Source organism: Sorangium sp. So ce834 (genome assembly GCF_051521425.1).
Classification (GTDB): Bacteria; Myxococcota_A; Polyangia; order Polyangiales; family Polyangiaceae; genus Sorangium; species Sorangium cellulosum_D.
Window position 1 is genome coordinate 12,663,627 of sequence record NZ_CP150351.1, and the last position, 24,221, is coordinate 12,687,847.

Consider the following 24,221-nt stretch of genomic DNA (forward strand, 5'->3'; position numbering starts at 1 on the left):
CCCTGCGCGCGCAAGCCGAGCGCCTCCGCGCGCATGTCACGGGGCGCCCTGGCGACGCGCTCGTCGACGTCGCCGCGTCGCTCGCCACAACGCGCTCGCACTTCGAGCACCGCGCGGCGATCGTCGCGCGCGATCTCGGCGCCCTCGAGGACGCCCTCGCCGGACTCGCCGAAGGACGTTCGCCGGCGGGCACCGTCGTCTCACGGACCACGGGCGGCAAGCTCGCGCTCCTGTTCACGGGCCAGGGCGGGCAGCGCGCCGCGATGGGTCGGGGCCTGTACGGCGCGTTTTCAGTCTTCCGCGACGCCTTCGACGCAGCGTGCAGCTACCTCGATCGCGAGCTCGAACACCCCCTGCGCGACGTGGTCTTCGCCCCGCGCGGCTCCGAGCTGGCCGCGCTGCTCGACGAGACGCTGTACACGCAGACCTCGCTGTTCGCCCTCGAGGTCGCGCTCTTCCGCCTGGTCGAGGCCTGGGGAGTCACCCCCCACGTCCTGCTGGGCCACTCGATCGGCGAGCTGGTGGCGGCCCACGTCGCGGGCGTGCTCTCGCTGGAGGACGCCTGCACCCTCGTCGCGGCGCGCGCGCGCCTGATGCATGCCTTGCCGCGGCGCGACGCCGCCATGGTCGCCGTCCACGCCTGCGAGCGCGAGGTCCTGGACGCGCTCGACGCGATGGACGCGCTCGACGGGCGCGCGTCGATCGCGGCCGTCAACGCGCCGTCCTCCACCGTGGTGGCCGGGGACCGAGAGGCCGTGCTCGCGGTGGCCGCCCGCTTCGAGGCCCTCGGCCGGAAGACCTCGCGCCTGCGCGTCAGCCACGCGTTCCATTCGCACCACCTCGACCCGATGCTGGAAGCGTTCCGCCGCGTCGCCGAAGGGCTGAGGTTCGAGCCGCCGCGCATCCCCATCGTCTCCAACGTCACCGGGGCGCGGGCGTCGAACGACGACCTCTGCTCGGCCGACTACTGGGTGCGCCACGCACGCTGCGCGGTCCGCTTCGCGGACGGACTGGAGGCGCTCCGCGCCGACGGGGTTTCCACCTTCCTGGAGCTCGGGCCCCACGCGGTGCTCTGCGCGCTCGGGCACGAGGCGCTCGGGAGCGAGGCGGTCGCCTTCCTGCCCGCCCTGCGCGACGGCCGCGATGACGTCGACACCCTCACCGCGGCGCTCGGCGCGCTCCACGCCCGTGGCCACCACGTCGACTGGGACGCCTTCTTCGCCCCGTTCAACGCGGGCCGCGTCGCCCTGCCCACCTACGCCTTCCAGCGCGAGCGCTTCTGGCTCGACATGCCCAAGGCGAAGAGCTCGCGCGCGGCCGCCGCCGACAGCGCCGGCCGCTACCCCCTCGCCGGCACGCGGCTGGATCTGCCGGACGGCTCTGCCGTCCACACGCTCGACATCGGTCCCGGCGCGCAGCCCTACCTCGCGGATCACTCCGTTTACGGGCGCATCGTCGTCCCGGGCGCGTTCCACCTGGCCGTCCTCCTCGCGGTCGCCGAGTCGCACTGGCCCGATAGCCCCCTCGAGCTGCGCGACGTCGAGTTCGTCCGCGCGCTCACGTTCGAAGAGCCCTCGGAGACCGTCGCGGTGCGCGTGCACCTCACGCCGGCAGGCGGTGATGGCAAAGGCTTCCACGCCACGGTCGCGACGCAGACCGAAGGCGCGTGGACCACGCACGCGACCGCGACGCTCGGCGCGGCGCCGCCGAGCGCGCTCGCACGGCACCCCCGCGCGGCGCACGAGCCTCTCGCGGGTGACGAGCCGTCGCGCGCCGTCGCTCGCCTGATGGCATCGTTCGAGGCGTTCAACGTCGCGTGGGGCCCGAAGTGGCGCTGGCTCCGGCAGACGACGCACGCCGGCGACCGGACGGGCGTCGGCTACCTCGCCGCGCCCGACGGCGTCCCGACCGACGACGCGCCGCTCCCCGGCGGCCTCGTGGACAACGCGTTCGCCGTCGTCGGCAGCGCCGTCACGGGGCTGCCCGCCCACGACAATCGCTCGACGAGCAACGTCCCGCCGCTGCCCTTCTCGATCGAGCGCCTCGTCTGGTACGGACGCGCCGAGACGCCCTGCTGGGCCGACTTCGTCATGCGCGGCGAGATCACGCCGGACGCCGACCGCTACATCGGCGACATCACGCTCTGGTCACGTGAAGGCGCGTCGAGTGAAGGCGCGTCGCGCGAGGGCACGCCCATCGCGACGATCGAGGGCCTCGCGTTCCGCAGAGCCCCCGCCGACAAGTTCCTCCCCGAGCTGCCGGCCCGCAACCTCTACGCCCTCACCTGGCCCGAGCAGCCCGCCGCCTCGCGCCCGCCGCGCGGCAGGTGGGCTCTTCTCGGAGAGGACTCGCTCGGCATCGCGACGGGCATCGCCGCCGACGCCTACCCCGACGTCGACGCCTTGCGCGACGCCCTGGGCCGCGGCGCGCCGTGCCCCGACACAGTGGCCGTCTGCCTGGCGACCGCGCACGGCCCCTCCGACACCGACGAAACCGAGCTCGTTTCCTCGGTCCACACCGCCGCCGCCCGCGCCCTCGCCTTGCTCAACGCCTGGCTGTCCGACGAGCGCTTCGCCTCCTCGACGCTCGTGCTGCTCACCCAGCGCGCGGTCGCAACCTGCGCCGGCGAGGATGTGCTCGACCTCGCGTCCGCTGCGCTGTGGGGGCTCGTCCGCTCCGCGCAGGCTGAAAACCGCGACCGCGCCATCTTGCTCGTCGACCTCGACGGCTCCGACGCCTCGCGACGCGCCTTGCCCTACGCGGTCGGAGGCGCGCTCGACGACGCCGAGCCGCAGCTCGCGCTGCGCGACGGACGCCGCCTCGCTCCGCGCCTCGCCCGCGTCGCCGCACCCACCGCCGCGACGGCCAACGCCGCCACCAGCACGAGCGCCACGCCGCGCGCGCTCGATCCGGAAGGCACCGTGCTCGTCACCGGAGGCACCGGCACCCTCGGCGCTCTGGTCGCGCGTCGCCTCGTCGAGCGGCACGGCGTCAAGCACCTGGTGCTGCTCTCGCGCCGGGGCCCGGATGCTCCCGGCGCATCCGACCTCGCCGCGGAGCTCCAGGCACGCGGCGCCTCCGTCGTCCTCGCCGCCGCGGACGCTGCCGAGCCGGCCGCCCTCGCGCGCGTGCTGCTCGCCATCCCGCATGACAGGCCGCTGACCGCCGTCGTGCACGCCGCAGGCACACTCGACGACGGCGTGCTCTCCTCGATGACGCCGGCGCGCCTGAGCGCCGTGCTCCGGGCCAAGGTCGACGCGGCCGTCAACCTCGACGAGCAGACGCGCCACAGCCCGCTGCGCGCCTTCGTCCTGTTCTCGTCGCTCTCCGGGGTGCTCGGGAGCCCCGCCCAGTCCAACTACGCCGCCGCCAACGCCTTCCTTGACGCGCTCGCCCACCGGCGGGCCGCGCGCGGTCTGCCCGCGGTCGCGCTCGACTGGGGGTACTGGGCACAGACCTCCGGGCTCACGAAGCACCTGGAGCAGGCCGACCTCCGTCGTATCGCGCGCGGCGGCCTCAAGCCTCTCGCCTCGGACGAAGCGCTGGCGCTGTTCGACCTGGCGCTCGCCCAGGACGCGCCGTGCCTGGTGCCCGCAGCGTTCGACGCCGACGCGCTCCGAAAGAGCGGCGACGCGCTCTCCGCGCTGCTCCGAGGCCTCGTCACCGGCCCCCGCGCCCGCGCGCAGCGCGCGAGCGGCGCCGGCGACGCCTCCGCGCTGAAGCTCCGGCTCGCCTCGCTCGCTCCCCTGGAGCGCCACCGGATGCTCCTCGACGTCGTGCGGGCCGACGTCGCGACCGTCCTCGGCGTCGCCTCTCCCCTCGACATCGAGCCCGGACGACCTCTCCAGGAGCTCGGCCTCGACTCCCTCATGGCCATCGAGCTCAGAAACAGGCTCGCGGTCGCCACAGGGCTCAGGCTGAGCGCGACGCTCCTCTTCGATCACCCCACGCCGGAGGCGCTCGCGAAGCTCGTCTCCGGCAAGCTGCTCCACGACGAGGCCGCCCCGCCGAGCACGAGCGCGGCGGAGATCGACCGGCTCGAGGGCGCCCTCGCGAGCGCGTACGCAAACGAAGCGATCCGCGACGAGCTCACGGTGCGCATGAAGGCGATCCTCTCGAAGTGGATGGCCGCCCGTGAGCCTTCGCCCGACGACGGGCTCGCGAGCCGCCTCGACACCGCGAACGACGACGAGCTGTTCCGCATGATCGACCATGTCCGCGCGGAGGCCGCTACATGAGCGCGCCGCCTGGAACCGAAGCGAAGCTCCGCGACTACCTGAAGCAGCTCACGCTCGACCTTCAGCGGAGCCAGACGCGCCTGCACGCGGCCGAGAGCAAGGCATACGAGCCGATCGCGATCGTGGCGATGAGCTGCCGCTTCCCCGGCGGCGCGCGCTCGCCCGAGGATCTCTGGCAGCTCCTCGAAGGTGGACGCGACGCCGTCTCCGGCTTCCCCGCGAGCCGCGGATGGAGCGTCGAGCCGCGTGTCGACCCGCGCGCCGACGTGACGGGGAAAACGCCCGCGCTCGAAGGGGGCTTCCTCGAAGGCGCGGAGCTCTTCGACGCGGCGTTCTTCGGGGTGAGCCCGCGCGAGGCGCTCGAGATGGATCCGCAGCAGCGGCTCTTGCTCGAGACGACGTGGGAGGCGATCGAGCGGGCGGAGATCGACCCCGCGTCGCTCCAGGGCTCGCAGACCGGCGTCTTCGTCGGCGTCATGTACAACAACTACGCGAGCCATCACCTTGGCGGCGACGGCGACGCGTCGGGGTACGTGAGCTTCGCGAGCTCCGCGAGCGTCGCGTCGGGCAGGATCGCGTACACCTTCGGCTTCCACGGGCCCACGGTCACGGTCGACACGGCGTGCAGCTCGTCGCTCGTCGCCGTTCATCTCGCGTGCCAGGCGTTGCGAGGCGGCGAGTGCGCCCTCGCCCTCGCCGGCGGCGTCACCGTCATGGCCACGCGCGAGGCGTTCGACGCGCTCTCGTTCGCCGGCTCTCCCGACGGCCGCTGCAAGTCCTTCTCCGCCGACGCCAACGGCGCCGGCTGGTCGGAAGGCGCGGGCATGGTCCTGCTCGAGCGCCTGTCCGACGCGCAGCGCAGCGGCCACCCGATCCTCGCCGTCATCCGCGGCTCGGCGGTCAACCAGGACGGCAAGAGCCAGGGGCTCACCGCACCCAACGGGCCCGCGCAGGAGCGGGTCATTCGCCAGGCGCTCGCCGCCGCGCGCCTGGAGACGCACGACATCGACGCGGTGGAAGCCCACGGCACGGGCACGCCCCTCGGCGATCCGATCGAAGCGAACGCGCTGCTGGCCACCTACGGGCTCGGCCGCCCTGCCGAGCGACCGCTGTGGCTCGGCAGCCTCAAGTCCAACCTCGGGCACACGCAGGCCGCCGCGGGCGTCGGCGGGATCATCAAGACCGTCCTCGCCCTGCGAAACGGGCTGCTGCCCAGGACGCTGCACGCCCACGCTCCGTCGCCACACGTCGATTGGGCCGCGGGCGGCCTGCGGCTGCTCGCGGACGCGGTTCCGTGGACGAGGAACGGACGGGTGCGCCGCGCGGCGGTCTCGTCGTTCGGCCTCTCCGGCACCAACGCGCACGTGATCGTCGAAGAGGCGCCGCGCCCCGACCGGGACGAGGCGAGCCCGGCGCCGAGCGGGCGCGACCAGGCGCTGCCGGTGCTCCTGTCCGCGAAGACCGAGGACGCGCTGCGCGCGCAGGCCGCTCGCCTGCACGCCCACCTCGCCGGCGACCCGGGCGCCTCGCTGGTCGACGTGGCCGCCTCGCTCGCCACCACGCGTGCCCACTTCGACCACCGCGCCGCCTTCGTGGCGCGCGACCGCGACGCCCTGCTGCCCGCCCTCGACGCCTTCGCGCGCGGCGCGACCGACGCGCCGGCCTCGGTCGCGCGGAGAGCCCCCACCAGGCTCGCCTTGCTCTTCACCGGGCAGGGCAGCCAGCGACCGGCGATGGGACGCGGCCTCTACGACGCGTTCCCCGCCTTCCGCGACGCGCTGGATGCCGTCGCGAGCCACTTCGATCGCGAGCTCGATCGCCCGCTCCTCGACGTGCTGTTCGCCCCCGGTGGCTCCGAGCTCGCCGCTCTGCTCGACGACACGCTGTTCACCCAGCCGGCCCTGTTCGCCCTCGAGGTCGCCCTCTTTCGCCTCGTGGAAGCGTGCGGCGTGCGGCCAGACGCGCTGCTCGGGCACTCGATCGGCGAGCTCGTGGCCGCCCACGTTGCCGGCGTGCTCTCGCTCGAGGACGCCTGCACGCTGGTGGCCGCGCGCGCGCGGCTGATGCATGCGTTGCCGCCGCGCGAGGCGGCCATGGTCGCCCTGCACGCCAGCGAACGCGAGGTGCTCGAGGCGCTGTCCGCCCAGCCCGCGGGCGTGGGCATCGCCGCGGTCAACGGCCCGGCCTCCGTGGTGGTCTCCGGCGACGAGGACGCCGTGCTCGCGGTGGCCGCGTCGTTCCAGGCGCGGGGGAGAAAGACCTCGCGGCTGCGCGTCAGCCACGCGTTCCACTCGCATCACATGGACCCGCTGCTCGCGGCGTTCCGGCGCGTGGCCGAGGGGCTCACGTTCCATCCGCCGCGCATCCCCATCGTCTCCAACGTCACGGGCGCTCGTGCCGAAGAAGGCGAGCTGACCTCCCCCGACTACTGGGTCCGCCACGTCCGTGGTGCCGTTCGCTTCGCCGACGGCGTGCAAGCGCTGCGCGCCGACGGCGTGTCCACCTTCCTCGAGCTCGGCCCGCACGGCGTGCTCTGCGCCCTCGGGAGCGCCGCGCTCCAGGAGGACCGACCGCCCCCCGAGGGCGCCGCCTTCGTGCCCGCCCTCCGCGCCGAGCGCGCCGACGACGACGCCTTCGCCGCCGCCCTCGGCGCTCTGTACACCCGCGGGCTCACCCTCGACTGGCGCGCCCTCTTCGCCCCCTTCGCCCCTCGCCGCGTCCCCCTTCCCACCTACGCCTTCCAGCGCGACCGCTTCTGGCTCGAGGCGGCGAGCGCGCAGCCCGCCGAGCCCCGCGCGGCCGAGGAGACGGCGCTCTGGCGCGCGATCGATCGCGGCGACGTCGACGCGATCTCCGCCGAGCTTCGCGTCGACGACGCGGATCATCGCGCAGCGTGGGCCACGCTGGTCCCGACGCTCGCGGCGTGGCGCCGCGAGCGGCGCGCACAGGCCACGCTCGACGCGTGGCGCTACCGCGTCGTGTGGCGGCCGTGCACGATCGCGCCTGGCGCCAGCGTCGAAGGCACGTGGCTCGTCGTGATCCCCGGCGTCGCTAGCGACGTCGCGCGACCGCTCGCGCGCGCCCTCTCAGCGCGAGGCGCCGCCGTCGTCGAGATCGAGATCGCCGCCGGCCTCGAGGGCGTCGATCGCGAAGCGCTCGCCGCGCGCGTGCGTGCCGCGTCCGCCGACTCGCCTGCGATCCGCGGCGTGCTCGCGCTGACGGCGCTCGACGAACGCCCGCTCGCCGCGCACCCGGCGGTCCCGGCGGGGCTCGGCGCGACGCTGGCGCTCGTGCAAGCGCTCGGCGATCTCGCGATCGACGCGCCGCTGTGGCTCGTCACGCGGGGGGCCGTGTCGATCGGTCGCTCCGACCCGATCGCGAGCCCCGTCCAGGCGATGTCGTGGGGCCTCGGGCGCGTCGTCGCGCTCGAGCACCCCGCGCGATGGGGCGGCGCGATCGACCTCGCGGCTGGCGATCCCGCTGCTGCGCTCGACGCGAGGGCGCTCGAGCGCCTCGTCGCAGCGCTCGCCACGCGCGACGGCGAGGACCAGCTCGCCCTTCGCCCGGCGGGTCTCTACGCACGGAGGCTCGTCCGCGCGAAGATCGGCGACGCCGCGCCGGCTCGCGCGTTCGCCCCCGCGGGGACCGTGCTCGTCACGGGCGGGACGGGCGCGCTCGGAGCGCACGTCGCGCGGTGGCTCGCGAAGAGCGGGGCCGAGCACCTCGTGCTCACGAGCCGGCGCGGAAGGAGCGCGCCCGGCGCCGAGGCGCTCCAGGCCGAGCTCACGGCGCTCGGCGCGCGTGTCACGATCGCGGCGTGCGACGTCGCCGATCGCGACGCGTTCGGCGCCCTGCTCCGCGATCTCGAGGCGCAAGGCTCGCCGCTGCGCGCCGTCGTGCACGCCGGCGGCGCCGCGCAGGGCACGCCTCTCGACGCGACGTCGCTCGACGATCTCACCCGCGCCATCGCAGGTAAGGCCGCGGGCGCGCGGAACCTCGACGAGCTCACCGGTGAACGCGCCCTCGACGCGTTCGTGCTCTTCGCGTCCGGCGCGGGCGTCTGGGGCGGCGGGCACCAAGGGGCATACGCCGCGGCGAACGCGTTCCTCGACGCGCTCGCAGAGAGCCGCCGCGCGCGCGGCCTCACGGCGACCTCGATCGCCTGGGGCGCGTGGGCGGGCGGCGGGATGCTCGCCGAAGACCCGGCCGCCGAGGAGCACCTCCGCCGCCGAGGCCTCCCGCCGATGGCCCCGGAGCTCGCGATCGCCGCGCTCGCGCGCGCGCTCGATCACGACGACACGAACGTCACGATCGCCGACGTCGACTGGGCGCGCTTCGCGCCGTCGCTCGCGTCCGCGCGCTCGCGGCCGCTGCTCCACGATCTGAGCGAGGCGAAGCGCGCGCTCGACGCCCGGCCGGAGGCGGCGCAGGGCCGCGACGGCGAGCCCGAGCTCCTCTCGACGCTGCGGCCTCTTCCGGCGGGAGACCGCCTCCGGCACCTCGTTGCGCTCGTCGTCAAGGAGACGGCGCTCGTCCTCGGGCACACCGATGTCGCCCGCGTCGAGCCTCGGCGCGGCTTCTTCGACTCGGGCCTCGACTCGCTGATGGCCGTCGACTTGCGTGTGCGCCTCCAGCGCGCCACCGGCGTCACGCTGCCGGCGACGGTCACGTTCGACCACCCGTGCCCGCACGATCTGGCGGCGCACCTCTGCGACGCGCTCGCGCTCCCGCTCGATGGCGCTGGCCGCGACGACGTTCGCGCGGTCGCGTCCGCGCGCGCGCCTTCTCCGAGCGACGAGCCGATCGCGATCGTCGGCCTCGGTCTTCGTCTACCCGGTGGCGTCGGCGACATGGACGCGCTCTTCCGCCTGCTCGAGGAGGGCCGCGACGCGGTCGGACCGATCCCGAAGGAGCGCTGGGACGCCGACGCAATTTACGATCCCGACCCCGAGGCGAAGGGGAAGAGCTACGTCCGCGACGCGGCGCTGATCGACAGGGTCGATCTGTTCGACGCGGCGTTCTTCGGCATCAGCCCGCGCGAGGCGAAGCAGATCGACCCGCAGCACCGCCTCTTGCTCGAGACCGCGTGGCAAGCCCTCGAGGACGCCGGGATCGTCCCCGCGTCGCTCAAGGACACGAGCACCGGCGTCTTCGTCGGCGCGGGCGCGAGCGACTACGCCTTCTTGCAGGGCACGCCGAGCGACGCCGAGGCGTACGCCGCGATGGGCACCGCGTTCTCGTTCACCGCGGGGCGCCTGGCGTTCACGCTGGGGCTCCAGGGGCCGGCGCTCGCGATCGACACGGCCTGCTCGTCGTCGCTCGTCGCGCTCCACCTCGCGTGCCAGTCGCTGAGGCGCGGGGAGTGCGACCTCGCGCTCGCCGCCGGGTCGCAAGTGACGGCCTCGCCCGACGTGTTCATCCTCCTCTCGCGCACGCGGGCGCTCGCGGCCGACGGTCGGTCGAAGACGTTCTCGGCGCACGCCGACGGCTACGGGCGCGGCGAGGGCGTGGTGGTGCTGGCGCTCGAGCGGCTGCGGGACGCGGAGGCGAGAGGCCACCGGGTGCTTGCGGTCGTCCGCGGGACGGCGGTCAACCACGACGGGGCGTCGAGCGGCATCACGGCGCCGAACGGCACCTCGCAGCAGAAGGTGCTCCGTGCAGCGCTCGGGGACGCGGGCCTCGCGCCGGCCGACGTGGACGTCGTCGAGTGCCACGGCACCGGCACGGCGCTGGGCGATCCGATCGAGGTCCAGGCCCTCGCGGCCGTGTACGGCGAGGGGCGCGCCCCCGAGCGGCCGCTCCTGCTCGGCGCCGTGAAGACCAACATCGGCCACCTCGAGGCCGCTTCCGGCCTCGCCGGCGTCGCCAAGATCGTCGCGGCGATGCAGCATGCGACGCTCCCCGCGACGCGCGGCACGACGCCTCTCAACCCGCACATCCACTGGGCGTCGCTCCCCGTGTCCGTTGTGGGCGCGACGCGCCCGTGGCGGCGGCGCGACGAGGAAACCCCGAGGCGCGCCGGAGTCTCCGCGTTCGGCCTCTCGGGCACGAACGCCCACGTCATCGTCGAGGAGGCGCCGCTCGCGCGCGCGGCCAAGCCCTGCGCGACCGCGACGGGAGCGGACGGCGCCGCGCCGCGCGACGGAGGGCCCGTACCGGTCCTCCTCTCGGCGAAGACCGAGGCAGCTCTTCGCGCGCAAGCCGAACGCCTCGGCGCGCACCTCGACGTGCACGCCGGCGCCGCGCTCGCCGACATCGCCGCGTCGCTCGCCACGACGCGCTCGCACTTCGAGCACCGCGCGGCCATCGTGGCCGGTGATCGCGACGCGCTCCGCGACGCGCTCGCGGCCGTCGCAGAGGGGCGCTCCGCGCCACGCGTGCTCGTCGGGCGCGCCGTGGCCGGGGGCAAGCTGGCGCTCCTCTTCACGGGCCAGGGCGGGCAGCGCGCCGCGATGGGTCGGGGCCTGTACGGCGCGTTTTCCGTCTTCCGCGACGCCTTCGACGCGGCGTGCAGCTACCTCGATCGCGAGCTCGAACACCCCCTGCGCGACGTGGTCTTCGCCCCGCGCGGCGCCGACCTGGCCGTGCTGCTCGACGAGACGCTCTACACGCAGACCGCGCTCTTCGCCCTCGAGGTCGCGCTCTTCCGCCTGGTCGAGGCCTGGGGAGTCACCCCCCACGTCCTGCTGGGCCACTCGATCGGCGAGCTGGTGGCGGCTCACGTCGCGGGCGTGCTCTCGCTGGAGGACGCCTGCACCCTCGTCGCGGCGCGCGCGCGCCTGATGCACGCCTTGCCGCGGCGCGAGGCCGCCATGGTCGCCGTCCACGCCTGCGAGCGCGAGGTCCTGGACGCGCTCGACGGGCTCGACGGGCGCGCGTCGATCGCGGCCGTCAACGCGCCGTCCTCCACCGTGGTGGCCGGGGACCGAGAGGCCGTGCTCGGGGTGGCCGCCCGCTTCGAGGCCCTCGGCCGGAAGACCTCGCGCCTGCGCGTCAGCCACGCGTTTCATTCGCACCACCTCGACCCGATGCTGGAAGCGTTCCGCCGCGTGGCCGAAGGGGTGAGGTTCCAGCCGCCGCGCATCCCGATCGTCTCGAACGTCACCGGCGCGCGGGCGTCGAACGACGACCTCTGCTCGGCCGACTACTGGGTGCGCCACGCACGCGGCACGGTCCGCTTCGCGGACGGACTGGAGGCGCTCCGCGCCGACGGGGTTTCCACCTTCCTGGAGCTCGGGCCCCACGCGGTGCTCTGCGCGCTCGGGCACGAGACGCTCGGGAGCGAGGCGGTCGCCTTCCTGCCCGCCCTGCGCGACGGCCGCGACGACGTCGATACCCTCACCGCGGCGCTCGGCGCGCTCCACGCCCGTGGCCATCACGTCGACTGGGACGCCTTCTTCGCCCCGTTCAACGCGGGCCGCGTCGCCCTGCCCACCTACGCCTTCCAGCGCGAGCGCTTCTGGCTCGACATGCCCAAGGCGAAGAGCTCGCGCGTGGCCGCCGCCGACAGCGCCGGCCGCTACCCCCTCGCCGGCACGCGGCTGGATCTGCCGGACGGCTCTGCTGTCCACACGCTCGACATCGGTCCCGGCGCGCAGCCCTACCTCGCCGATCACTCCGTTTACGGGCGCATCGTCGTCCCGGGCGCGTTCTACGTGGCGATCTTCCTCGCGGTCGCCGAGTCGCACTGGCCCGATAGCCCCCTCGAGCTGCGCGATGTCGAGTTCGTCCGCGCGCTCAGCTTCCAGCATGCATCGGACGTCGTCGCCGTCCACGTCCACCTCACGCCGTCGCGGAGCGAGGGCGCGGGCTTCACGGCGACGCTCTCGACGCGCGCGGCCGACGTGTGGACGACGCACGCGACGGCGTCGCTCGCCCCGGTTGCCCCGAGCGCGCTCGCGCGGCGCGTGCCACCCGAGGCGCTGTCGCGGAGCGGCGACCCGGGGGTCGTCGGGCACCTGATCGAGTCGTTCGAGTCGTTCCAGATCGGCTGGGGCCCGCAGTGGCGCTGGCTGCGCCACGCGACGCACGTGCGCGCGCGCACGGGGCTCGGCTACCTCGAGGCACCCGCCGGCGTTCCCACGGACGACGCGCCGCTCCCCGGCGGGCTCATGGACAACGCGTTCGCCGTCGTGAGCGCGACGAGCCCGCCGGAGGAGGCCGCGCGCGCGCGCGAGGCCGAAGGCACCGCGAGCAAGGCCCCGCCGCTGCCTTTCTCGATCGAGCGCCTCGTCTGGTACGGACGCGCCGAGACGCCCTGCTGGGCCGAGTTCGTGCTCCGCGACGCCGGCACGCGCGACGCCGACGGCTACGGCGGCGACATCACGCTCTGGTCACGTGAAGAGGCGTCGAGTGAAGGAGCGTCGCGCGAGGGTACCCCCATCGCCACGATCGACGGCCTCGCGTTCCGTAGAGCCCCCGCCGACAAGTTCCTCCCCGAGCTGCCCGCCCGCAACCTCTACGCCCTGACCTGGCCCGAGCAGCCCACCACCTCGCGCTCGCCCCGCGGCAGGTGGGCTCTGCTCGGAGAGGACTCCCTCGGCGTCGCGACCGGCGGCATCCCCGTCGATACCTACGCCGACGTCGACGCCTTGCGCGATGCCCTGGGCCGCGGCGCGTCGTGCCCAGCCACGGTCGCCGTCTGCCTCGCGGTCGCGCTCGGTCCCTCCGACACCGACCTCATTTCCTCGGTCCACACCGCCGCCGCCCGCGCCCTCGCCTTGCTCAACGCCTGGCTGGCGGACGAGCGCCTGGCCTCCTCGACGCTCGTGCTGCTCACCCAGCGCGCGGTCGCAACCTGCGCCGGCGAGGATGTGCTCGACCTCGCGTCCGCTGCGCTGTGGGGGCTCGTCCGCTCCGCGCAGGCTGAAAACCGCGACCGCGCCATCTTGCTCGTCGACCTCGACGGCTCCGACGCCTCGCGACGCGCCTTGCCCTACGCGGTCGGAGGCGCGCTCGACGACGCGGAGCCGCAGCTCGCGCTGCGCGACGGACGCCGCCTCGCTCCGCGCCTCGCCCGCGTCGCCGCACCCACCCCCGCGACCTCCAGCGCCGCGACTCCCGCGACCCCGAGCGCCGCCACCAGCACGAGCGCCACGCCGCGCGCGCTCGATCCGGAAGGCACCGTGCTCGTCACCGGAGGCACCGGCACCCTCGGCGCTCTGGTCGCGCGTCGCCTCGTCGACCGCCACGGCGTCAAGCACCTGGTGCTGCTCTCGCGCCGGGGCGCGGAAGCTCCCGGCGCATCCGACCTCGCCGCGGAGCTCCAGGCGCGCGGCGCCTCCGTCGTCCTCGCCGCCGCGGACGCTGCCGATCGCGTCGCCCTCGAGCGGGTGCTGCTCGCCATCCCGCATGACAGGCCGCTGACCGCCGTCGTGCACGCCGCAGGCACACTCGACGACGGCGTGCTCTCCTCGATGACGCCGGCGCGCCTGAGCGCCGTGCTCCGGGCCAAGGTCGACGCGGCCGTCAACCTCGACGAGCAGACGCGCCACAGCCCGCTGCGCGCCTTCGTCCTGTTCTCGTCGCTCTCCGGGGTGCTCGGGAGCCCCGCCCAGTCCAACTACGCCGCCGCCAACGCCTTCCTTGACGCGCTCGCCCACCGGCGGGCCGCGCGCGGTCTGCCCGCGGTCGCGCTCGACTGGGGGTACTGGGCACAGACCTCCGGGCTCACGAAGCACCTGGAGCAGGCCGACCTCCGTCGTATCGCGCGCGGCGGCCTCAAGCCCCTCGCCTCGGACGAAGCGCTGGCGCTGTTCGACCTGGCGCTCGCCCAGGACGCGCCGTGCCTGGTGCCCGCAGCGTTCGACGCCGACGCGCTCCGGAAGAGCGGCGACGCGCTCTCCGCGCTGCTCCGAGGCCTCGTCACCGGCCCCCGCGCCCGCGCGCAGCGCGCGAGCGGCGCCGGCGACGCCTCCGCGCTGAAGCTCCGGCTCGCCTCGCTCGCCCCCCCGGAGCGCCACCGGATGCTCCTCGACGTCGTGCGGGCCGACGTCGCGACCGTCCTCGGCGTCGCCTCTCCCCTCGACATCGAGCCCGGACGACCTCTCCAGGAGCTCGGCCTCGACTCCCTCATGGCCATCGAGCTCAGAAACAGGCTCGCGGCCGCCACAGGGCTCAGGCTGAGCGCGACGCTCCTCTTCAATCACCCCACGGTCGGCGCCCTCACCGATCACGTGCTCTCGAAGATGATCGATCTCCCGAGCGCCGGCTCCCCCGCGCCCGCGAGCGACGGCTCCCCCGCGCCCGCGAGCGACGCCGAGCTCCGCGACGCGATCGCGTCGATCCCGCTCGACCGGCTCCGCGAGGCCGGGCTGGTGAGCGCGCTCATGCGCATCGCCCGCCCGCGCGACGCGGCCTCCGCGGACGCAGAAACGAAGCCCGAAGCCACGACGGCGGCGGCGATCGACGCGATCGCGTCGATGGATGTGAACGACTTGGTCCGGATGGCCCTCGACAAGGCGAAGGCGCCTCGTGTCGCGGGCGGCCACGACGAGGATCTCGATGAGTAGCTCGAACCAGGAGCTCGTCGAGGCGCTGCGCGCGTCGCTGACCGACGTTGAGCGCCTCAAACAGCGCAACAGGGAGCTCGTTCGCGCGTCGCGCGAGCCGATCGCGATCGTGGCGATGAGCTGCCGCTTCCCCGGCGGCGTGCGCTCGCCCGAGGATCTCTGGCAGCTCCTCGAAGCCGGACGCGACGCCGTCTCCGGCTTCCCCGAGGACCGCGGCTGGAACGTCGAGCCGCGCGTGGATCGCGACGCCAGCGACGGGCGAGTTCGCGCGCGCGAAGGCGGCTTCCTCGCGGACGCAGGCGCCTTCGATCCCGCGTTCTTCGGGATCAGCCCGCGGGATTCGCTCGAGATGGATCCGCAGCAGCGGCTCTTGCTCGAGGCGACGTGGGAAGCGATCGAGCGGGCGGAGATCGACCCCGCGTCGCTCCAGGGCTCGCAGACCGGCGTCTTCGTCGGCGTCATGTACAACAACTACGCGACGCGCCTCTTCGAGCCCGACGCGGACGTCGAGGGGTACGCGAGCTTCGCGAGCTCCGCGAGCGTCGCGTCGGGCAGGATCGCGTACACCTTCGGCTTCCACGGGCCCACGGTCACGGTCGACACGGCGTGCAGCTCGTCGCTCGTCGCCGTTCATCTCGCGTGCCAGGCGTTGCGAGGCGGCGAGTGCGCCCTCGCCCTCGCCGGTGGCGTCACGGTGATGGCCACGCGCGAGGCGTTCGACGCGCTGTCCTTCGCCGGCTCTCCCGACGGTCGCTGCAAGTCCTTCTCCGCCGACGCCAACGGCGCCGGCTGGTCCGAGGGCGCGGGCATGGTCCTGCTCGAGCGCCTGTCCGACGCGCAGCGCAACGGCCACCCGATCCTCGCCGTCATCCGCGGCTCGGCGGTCAACCAGGACGGCAAGAGCCAAGGCCTCACCGCGCCCAACGGGCCCGCGCAGGAGCGGGTCATTCGCCAGGCGCTCGCCGCCGCGCGCCTGGAGACGCACGACATCGACGCGGTGGAAGCCCACGGCACCGGCACGCCCCTCGGCGATCCGATCGAGGCGAACGCGCTGCTGGCCACCTACGGGCTCGGCCGCCCTGCCGAGCGACCGCTGTGGCTCGGCAGCCTCAAGTCCAACCTCGGGCACACGCAGGCCGCCGCGGGCGTCGGCGGGATCATCAAGACCGTCCTCGCCCTGCGAAACGGGCTGCTGCCCAGGACGCTGCACGCCCACGCTCCGTCGCCACACGTCGATTGGGCCGCGGGCGGCCTGCGGCTGCTCGCGGACGCGGTTCCGTGGACGAGGAACGGACGGGTGCGCCGCGCGGCGGTCTCGTCGTTCGGCCTCTCCGGCACCAACGCGCACGTGATCGTCGAAGAGGCGCCGCGCCCCGACCGGGACGAGGCGAGCCCGGCGCCGAGCGGGCGCGACCAGGCGCTGCCGGTGCTCCTGTCCGCGAAGACCGAGGACGCGCTGCGCGCGCAGGCCGCTCGCCTGCACGCCCACCTCGCCGGCGACCCGGGCGCCTCGCTGGTTGACGTGGCCGCCTCGCTCGCCACCACGCGTGCCCACTTCGACCACCGCGCCGCCTTCGTGGCGCGCGACCGCGACGCCCTGCTGCCCGCCCTCGACGCCTTCGCGCGCGGCGCGATCGACGCGCCGGCCGCGGTCGCGCGGAGAGCCCCCACCAGGCTCGCCGTGCTCTTCACCGGGCAGGGCAGCCAGCGACCGGCGATGGGGCGCGGCCTGTACGACGCGTTCCCCGCCTTCCGCGACGCGCTGGATGCAGCTTGCAGCCATCTGGATCGCCACCTCGGGCGCCCGGTGCGCGACGTGCTGTTCGCCCCCGGTGGCTCCGAGCTCGCCGCTCTGCTCGACGACACGCTGTTCACCCAGCCGGCCCTGTTCGCCCTCGAGGTCGCCCTCTTTCGCCTCGTGGAAGCGTGCGGCGTGCGGCCAGACGCGCTGCTCGGGCACTCGATCGGCGAGCTCGTGGCCGCCCACGTTGCCGGCGTGCTCTCGCTCGAGGACGCCTGCACGCTGGTGGCCGCGCGCGCGCGGCTGATGCACGCGTTGCCGCCGCGCGACGCCGCGATGGTCGCCCTCAACGCCAGCGAACGCGAGGTGCTCGAGGCGCTGTCCGCCCAGCCCGCGGGCGTGGGCATCGCCGCGGTCAACGGCCCGGCCTCCGTGGTGGTCTCCGGCGACGAGGACGCCGTGCTCGCGGTGGCCGCGTCGTTCCAGGCGCGGGGGAGAAAGACCTCGCGGCTGCGCGTCAGCCACGCGTTCCACTCGCATCACATGGACCCGCTGCTCGCGGCGTTCCGGCGCGTGGCCGAGGGGCTCACGTTCCATCCGCCGCGCATCCCCATCGTCTCCAACGTCACGGGCGCTCGTGCCGAAGAAGGCGAGCTGACCTCCCCCGACTACTGGGTCCGCCACGTCCGTGGTGCCGTTCGCTTCGCCGACGGCGTGCAAGCGCTGCGCGCCGACGGCGTGTCCACCTTCCTCGAGCTCGGCCCGCACGGCGTGCTCTGCGCCCTCGGGAGCGCCGCGCTCCAGGAGGACCGACCGCCCCCCGAGGGCGCCGCCTTCGTGCCCGCCCTCCGCGCCGAGCGCGCCGACGACGACGCCTTCGCCGCCGCCCTCGGCGCTCTGTACACCCGCGGGCTCACCCTCGACTGGCGCGCCCTCTTCGCCCCCTTCGCCCCTCGCCGCGTCCCCCTTCCCACCTACGCCTTCCAGCGCGACCGCTTCTGGCTCGACGCCCCCGCGTCCCTCACCGCCGACGTCGCCTCTGCGGGGCTCGCCCCCGCAGGCCACCCGCTTCTCGCCGCCGTCACTCCGGTCGCGGGCGAAGACGCCGTCCTCTTCACGGGGCGCATCTCCCTCACCGAACACCCATGGCTCGAAGGCCACTCCGTCTTCGGCGCCCCCATCCTGCCGGCGACCGCGTTCCTCGATCTCGCCCTCGCCGCTGCGCGCCACCTCGGACTCGCGCGCGTCGACGAGCTCACCCTCGAAGCCCCGCTCGCCCTCGCCGGCGGCGGGCTGCTCCTCCAGCTCCACGTCGCGCCTCCCGACGCGCGCGGCGTCCGCGCAATCGCCGTCCATGCACGTCCCGAGGCCGACGAGGGCGCCCCGTGGACGCGGCACGCCACCGGGCTGCTCGCGCCGCTCCGCGACCTCGACGCCTCCGCGAGCGACCTCCGCGCGTGGCCCCCGCCCGGCGCCGCGCCGCAATCCATCGACGGGCTCTACGCGCGCCTCGCCGACGCGGGCCTCGCTTACGGGGACGCCTTCCGAGGCCTGCGCGCCGTCTATACGCGCGGCGATGACGTCTTCGCCGAGGTCAGGCTCCCGGCCGAGATCGCCCTCGACGCGGCGCGTTTCGAGCTCCACCCGGCGCTCCTCGACGCCGCGTTCCACGCGCTCCTCCGAAAGCGCGCCGACGACACGGGCGACGTCACGCTGCCGTTCTCGTGGACCGGCGTGTCCCTCGTGCGGCGCGGGGTCGCGACGCTGCGCGTGCATTTCGGCGCGACGCGCGACAGGCGCGGGCTCGCGCTCACGCTCGCCGACGCGGCCGGCGAGCCGGTCGCGACGATCGAGGGCCTGCACGGGCGGCCCGCCTCCGAGAAGCAGATCCACGGCGACGAGGACGTCGATCGCCTGCGCTACCGCGTCGCGTGGAAATCTATCGCTCCGTCCGAGCTCGCGGCGGCGCGCGATCTCCGCGGGGCGTGGCTGGTCGTCGCGCCCGAGCACGGCGAAAGCCCGCGGCTCGCGCGCGCCGTCGGTCGCGCGCTCTCGGCGCGCGGCGCGGAGATCGTCGAGCTCGCCGTCGGCGACGGCGACGCGACGCGCGATCACCTAGACGCGCGCATGCGCGGCGCGCTCGCCGGCCGCGAGGCGCTTCGCGGCGTGCTCTCGTTCGCGTCCCTCGACGAGACGCCGCTCGCCGCGGACGCCGCGATCCCGCGAGGGCTCGCGGTCACGCTCGCCCTCGTGCAAGCGCTCGGCGACGTCGCGGGCGATGCGCCGCTGTGGCTCTTCACCGAGGGCGCCGTCTCGACAAGCGCGACCGATCCAATCGCGAGCCCCGCGCAGGCGATGACGTGGGGCCTCGGGCGCGTCGTCGCGCTCGAGCACCCAGCGCGCTGGGGCGGGCTCATCGATCTAGGGAAAGACGCGCTGGATCCGGCGGACGCGCTCGATCGCGTCCTCGCGGCGCTCGCGACGCGCGACGACGAGGATCAGCTCGCCGTACGTCCGTCGGGGCTCTACGCGCGGAGGCTCGTCCGTGCCCCGCGGAGCGAGGCCGCCGAGGCGCGCGCGCTCGCGCCGCGCGGCACGGCGCTCGTCACCGGCGGCACGGGCGCCCTCGGCGCGCATGTCGCGCGATGGCTCGCGAAGAGCGGCGCCGATTCCATCGTGCTCACGAGCCGCCGCGGGCCCGACGCCCCGGGCGCCGACACGCTCGCCGCCGAGCTCACGGCGCTCGGCGCGCGCGTCACGATCACCGCGTGTGATGTTGCCGATCGCGCGGCCCTCGCGTCGCTCGTGGCGCGGCTCGACGAAGGCGAGGCGCCGATCCGCGCCGTCTTCCACGCCGGCGGTGCGATGCCCGAGGCGCCCCTCGCCGCGACCGGCGTCGGCGACCTGTCCGCCGCGATCCGCGGGAAGGTCCAGGGCGCGCGGCACCTCGACGAGCTGCTCGGGGACCGCGCGCTCGATGCGTTCGTCCTCTTCGCGTCCGGCGCGGGGGTGTGGGGCGGCGCGCGCCAGGGCGCGTACGCCGCGGCGAACGCGTTCCTCGACGCGCTCGCGGAGAGCCGCCGAGCGCGCGGACTCACGGCGACGTCGATCGCCTGGGGCGCCTGGGCCGGAGGCGGCATGGTCGCGAGCGACGCGGCCACCGCGCGGCACTTGCGCCGCCGAGGGATCGCGCCGATGGCGCCAGCGCGCGCCCTCGCCGCGCTCGCGCGCGCGCTTCGTCACGACGACGCGAACGTCACCGTCGCGGACGTCGACTGGGCGCGTTTCGCGCCGTCGTTCGCGTCCGCGCGCCCGCGCCCGCTCCTCCGCGACTTGCCCGAGGCGAAGCGCGCCCTCGCCCGCTCCGAGAGGCCCGACGCGCGCGCATCGACGCTGACCGACAGGCTCGCGGGGCTCGCCGCGCCCGAACGCGAGCGCGCCCTCTCTGACGTCGTTCGGGCCGAGGTCGCGTCCGCGCTCGGCCTCGCCGCGAGCGCGCTCGACACGAGCCGCCCGCTCCAGGAGCTCGGGCTCGACTCGCTCGTCGCCGTGGAGCTGCGAAACCGGCTCGCGGCCCTCGCCGGCGTGCGCCTCCCCGCGACGCTGATCTTCGATCACCCGACGGCCTCCGCGCTCGCGCGCTTCCTCGCGGGCACGCTCTTCGGCCACGACGCCGCCCTCCCCGCGGCGCCCGCTCCGGCGGCCGCGCGGGGTAACGACGACGCCATCGCGATCGTCGCGATGAGCTGCCGCTACCCCGGCGGCGTCCGCACCCCCGAAGAGCTCTGGCAGCTCCTCGAAGCCGGACGCGACGCGATCTCGGGCTTTCCGACGAACCGGGGCTGGGACCTCGACGCGCGCGCCCCGATCGCTCCCTCCGCGGCGAGCCCCGCGCGCGAAGGCGGCTTCCTCCTCGACGCCGACAGGTTCGATCCGGGCTTCTTCTCGATCAGCCCGCGCGAGGCGCTCGACATGGACCCGCAGCAGCGGATCTTGCTCGAGGTCGCGTGGGAGGCGATCGAGCGTGCGGCGATCGAGCCGGCGTCGCTCCAAGGCTCGCCGACCGGCGTCTTCGTCGGCGTCATGTACAACAACTACTCCGCGCGCGTCCTCGTGGGGGACGACCGCGAAGGCTACGTCGGCCTCTGCAGCTCGGCGAGCATCGCGTCCGGGCGGATCGCCTACACGCTCGGCTTGCAAGGCCCCACGCTCACGGTCGACACGGCATGCAGCTCGTCGCTCGTCGCGCTCCACCTCGCGTGCCAGGCCTTGCGAAGCGGCGAGTGCGCCCTCGCCCTCGCCGGCGGCGTCACGGTGATGGCGTCGCGCGGCGCGTTCGACGGGCTCGCCTTCCTGGGAGCGGGAGCGCCGGACGGTCGCTGCAAGTCCTTCTCCGCCGACGCCAACGGCGCCGGCTGGTCGGAAGGCGCGGGCATGGTCCTGCTCGAGCGCCTGTCCGACGCGCAGCGCAACGGCCACCCGATCCTCGCCGTCATCCGCGGCTCGGCGGTCAACCAGGACGGCAAGAGCCAAGGCCTCACCGCGCCCAACGGGCCCGCGCAGGAGCGGGTCATTCGCCAGGCGCTCGCCGCCGCGCGCCTGGAGACGCACGACATCGACGCGGTGGAAGCCCACGGCACCGGCACGCCCCTCGGCGATCCGATCGAGGCGAACGCGCTGCTGGCCACCTACGGGCTCGGCCGCCCTGCCGAGCGACCGCTGTGGCTCGGCAGCCTCAAGTCCAACCTCGGGCACACGCAGGCCGCCGCGGGCGTCGGCGGGATCATCAAGACCGTCCTCGCCCTGCGAAACGGGCTGCTGCCCAGGACGCTGCACGCCCACGCTCCGTCGCCACACGTCGATTGGGCCGCGGGCGGCCTGCGGCTGCTCGCGGACGCGGTTCCGTGGACGAGGAACGGACGGGTGCGCCGCGCGGCGGTCTCGTCGTTCGGCCTCTCCGGCACCAACGCGCACGTGATCGTCGAAGAGGCGCCGCGCCCCGACCGGGACGAGGCGAGCCCGGCGCCGAGCGGGCGCGACCAGGCGCTGCCGGTGCTCCTGTCCGCGAAGACCGAGGACGCGCTGCGCGCGCAGGCCGCTCGCCTGCACGCCCACCTCGCCGGCGACCCGGGCGCCTCGCTGGTCGACGTGGCCGCCTCGCTCGCCACCACGCGTGCCCACTTCGACCACCGCGCCGCCTTCGTGGCGCGCGACCGCGACGCCCTGCTGCCCGCCCTCGACGCCTTCGCGCGCGGCGCGACCGACGCGCCGGCCTCGGTCGCGCGGAGAGCCCCCACCAGGCTCGCCTTGCTCTTCACCGGGCAGGGCAGCCAGCGACCGGCGATGGGACGCGGCCTCTACGACGCGTTCCCCGCCTTCCGCGACGCGCTGGATGCCGTCGCGAGCCACTTCGATCGCGAGCTCGATCGCCCGCTCCTCGACGTGCTGTTCGCCCCCGGTGGCTCCGAGCTCGCCGCTCTGCTCGACGACACGCTGTTCACCCAGCCGGCCCTGTTCGCCCTCGAGGTCGCCCTCTTTCGCCTCGTGGAAGCGTGCGGCGTGCGGCCAGACGCGCTGCTCGGGCACTCGATCGGCGAGCTCGTGGCCGCCCACGTTGCCGGCGTGCTCTCGCTCGAGGACGCCTGCACGCTGGTGGCCGCGCGCGCGCGGCTGATGCATGCGTTGCCGCCGCGCGAGGCGGCCATGGTCGCCCTGCACGCCAGCGAACGCGAGGTGCTCGAGGCGCTGTCCGCCCAGCCCGCGGGCGTGGGCATCGCCGCGGTCAACGGCCCGGCCTCCGTGGTGGTCTCCGGCGACGAGGACGCCGTGCTCGCGGTGGCCGCGTCGTTCCAGGCGCGGGGGAGAAAGACCTCGCGGCTGCGCGTCAGCCACGCGTTCCACTCGCATCACATGGACCCGCTGCTCGCGGCGTTCCGGCGCGTGGCCGAGGGGCTCACGTTCCATCCGCCGCGCATCCCCATCGTCTCCAACGTCACGGGCGCTCGTGCCGAAGAAGGCGAGCTGACCTCCCCCGACTACTGGGTCCGCCACGTCCGTGGTGCCGTTCGCTTCGCCGACGGCGTGCAAGCGCTGCGCGCCGACGGCGTGTCCACCTTCCTCGAGCTCGGCCCGCACGGCGTGCTCTGCGCCCTCGGGAGCGCCGCGCTCCAGGAGGACCGACCGCCCCCCGAGGGCGCCGCCTTCGTGCCCGCCCTCCGCGCCGAGCGCGCCGACGACGACGCCTTCGCCGCCGCCCTCGGCGCTCTGTACACCCGCGGGCTCACCCTCGACTGGCGCGCCCTCTTCGCCCCCTTCGCCCCTCGCCGCGTCCCCCTTCCCACCTACGCCTTCCAGCGCGACCGCTTCTGGCTCGACGCCCCCGCGTCCCTCGGCCCGCGCGCCTCGGCGCGCGACGGCGACGGCGCGAAGCCTGCGCACGACGCGCTCTTCCGCGTCGAATGGGTGGAGCTCCCCGTCCCGTCGCGGGCCGAGGCGCTCGGCCGCGTCGCGTTCGTCGGCGGCGATCCAGCGACGCCCTTCGATGCTGGCGCCGCCGAGGCCGTGGTCGCCTACGGCGACCTCGCGGCGATGACCGACGCGGTCGCGGGCGGCGCGACGCCGCCCGACGTCGCCGTCGTTTCGTTCGTCTCCCCCGATGAAACCAGGGAAACGATGCACGTTTCCTCCATGGCCGCGGCCTCTGCCGTGCATGACGCCACGGCGCGCGCGCTCGCGCTCTTCAAGGCATGGCTCGCCGACGAGCGCTTCGCGTCGTGCGCCCTCGTCGCGCTCACGCGGCGCGCGGTCGCGACGTGCCCCGGCGAAGACATCGAGGACCTCGCGCACGCGGCGCTCTCGGGGCTCGTACGCTCGGCGCAGGCCGAGCACTCCGACCGCGCGATCCTCCTCCTCGACGTCGACGGCACGGGCGCGTCGCGCCGCGCGCTCGCGGGCGCCATCGCGACCGCGCGCACCTCGCTCGAGCCCGCGCTCGCGCTCCGCGACGGGCGCTGCCTCGCGCCGCGCCTCGCGCGGGTGGCGCAAGACACGGCGCGCGCGGCGCGCCCGCTGCCCGAAGGCGGCACGGTCCTCGTCACGGGCGGCACCGGGACGCTCGGCGGCGCGATCGCGCGCCACCTCGTCGAACGCCACGGCGTGCGGCACCTCGTCCTCACATCGCGACGCGGCTCGGCGGCCGACGGCTCCGCGGCGCTGCAGCGCGACCTCGAGGCCGCCGGCGCCTCGGTGACGATCGCCGCGTGCGACGCCGCCGACCGCGACGCGCTCGCGCGCCTCGTCGCCTCCATCGACCGCGAGCACCCGCTCACGGCGGTCGTCCACGCCGCGGGCGTCCTCGACGACGGCCTCCTCAGGTCGATGACCGCCGAGCGCCTCCACGCCGTCTTGCGCGCGAAGGTCGACGCCGCGCTCCACTTGCACGACGTCACGCGCGCGCTCGACCTCACGGCGTTCGTCATGTTCTCGTCGGTCGCGGGCGTCGTCGGCGCCCCGGGGCAAGGAAACTACGCGGCAGCCAACAGCTTCCTCGACGCGCTCGCGCACCACCGCGGCGCGCACGGCCTCGCAGCGGTCGCCCTCGACTGGGGGTACTGGGCGCAGGCCTCCGGCCTGACGGGGCACCTCACCGGGGCCGACCTCCGCCGCATGGCGCGCGGTGGCCTCCGCGCGCTCGCGACCGACGAAGGCCTCGCGCTCTTCGACCTCGCCCTC

The 24,221-nt window shown here is 75.1% G+C and carries 1 protein-coding gene and 2 pseudogenes (1 of these 3 only partly in view); all 3 read left to right on the top strand.

The genetic code is table 11. From position 1 onward, the window contains the following. Positions 1-4,238: the final stretch of a type I polyketide synthase gene (locus WMF20_RS46485; RefSeq protein ID WP_437608160.1), read on the top strand. Its footprint begins 10,816 nt before the window's first position; the window shows 4,238 of its 15,054 coding nt (coding positions 10,817-15,054); its start codon lies off the left edge, out of view; it ends in the stop codon at positions 4,236-4,238. A 107-nt stretch (positions 4,239-4,345) separates the two neighbouring features. After that, positions 4,346-14,749 (top strand): annotated as a pseudogene (locus WMF20_RS46490) (type I polyketide synthase); the annotation flags it as partial. Continuing rightward, positions 14,712-24,149, top strand: a pseudogene (locus WMF20_RS46495) (type I polyketide synthase); the annotation flags it as partial. The pseudogenes WMF20_RS46490 and WMF20_RS46495, both read left to right, overlap by 38 nt. Positions 24,150-24,221 lie beyond the last annotated feature (72 nt).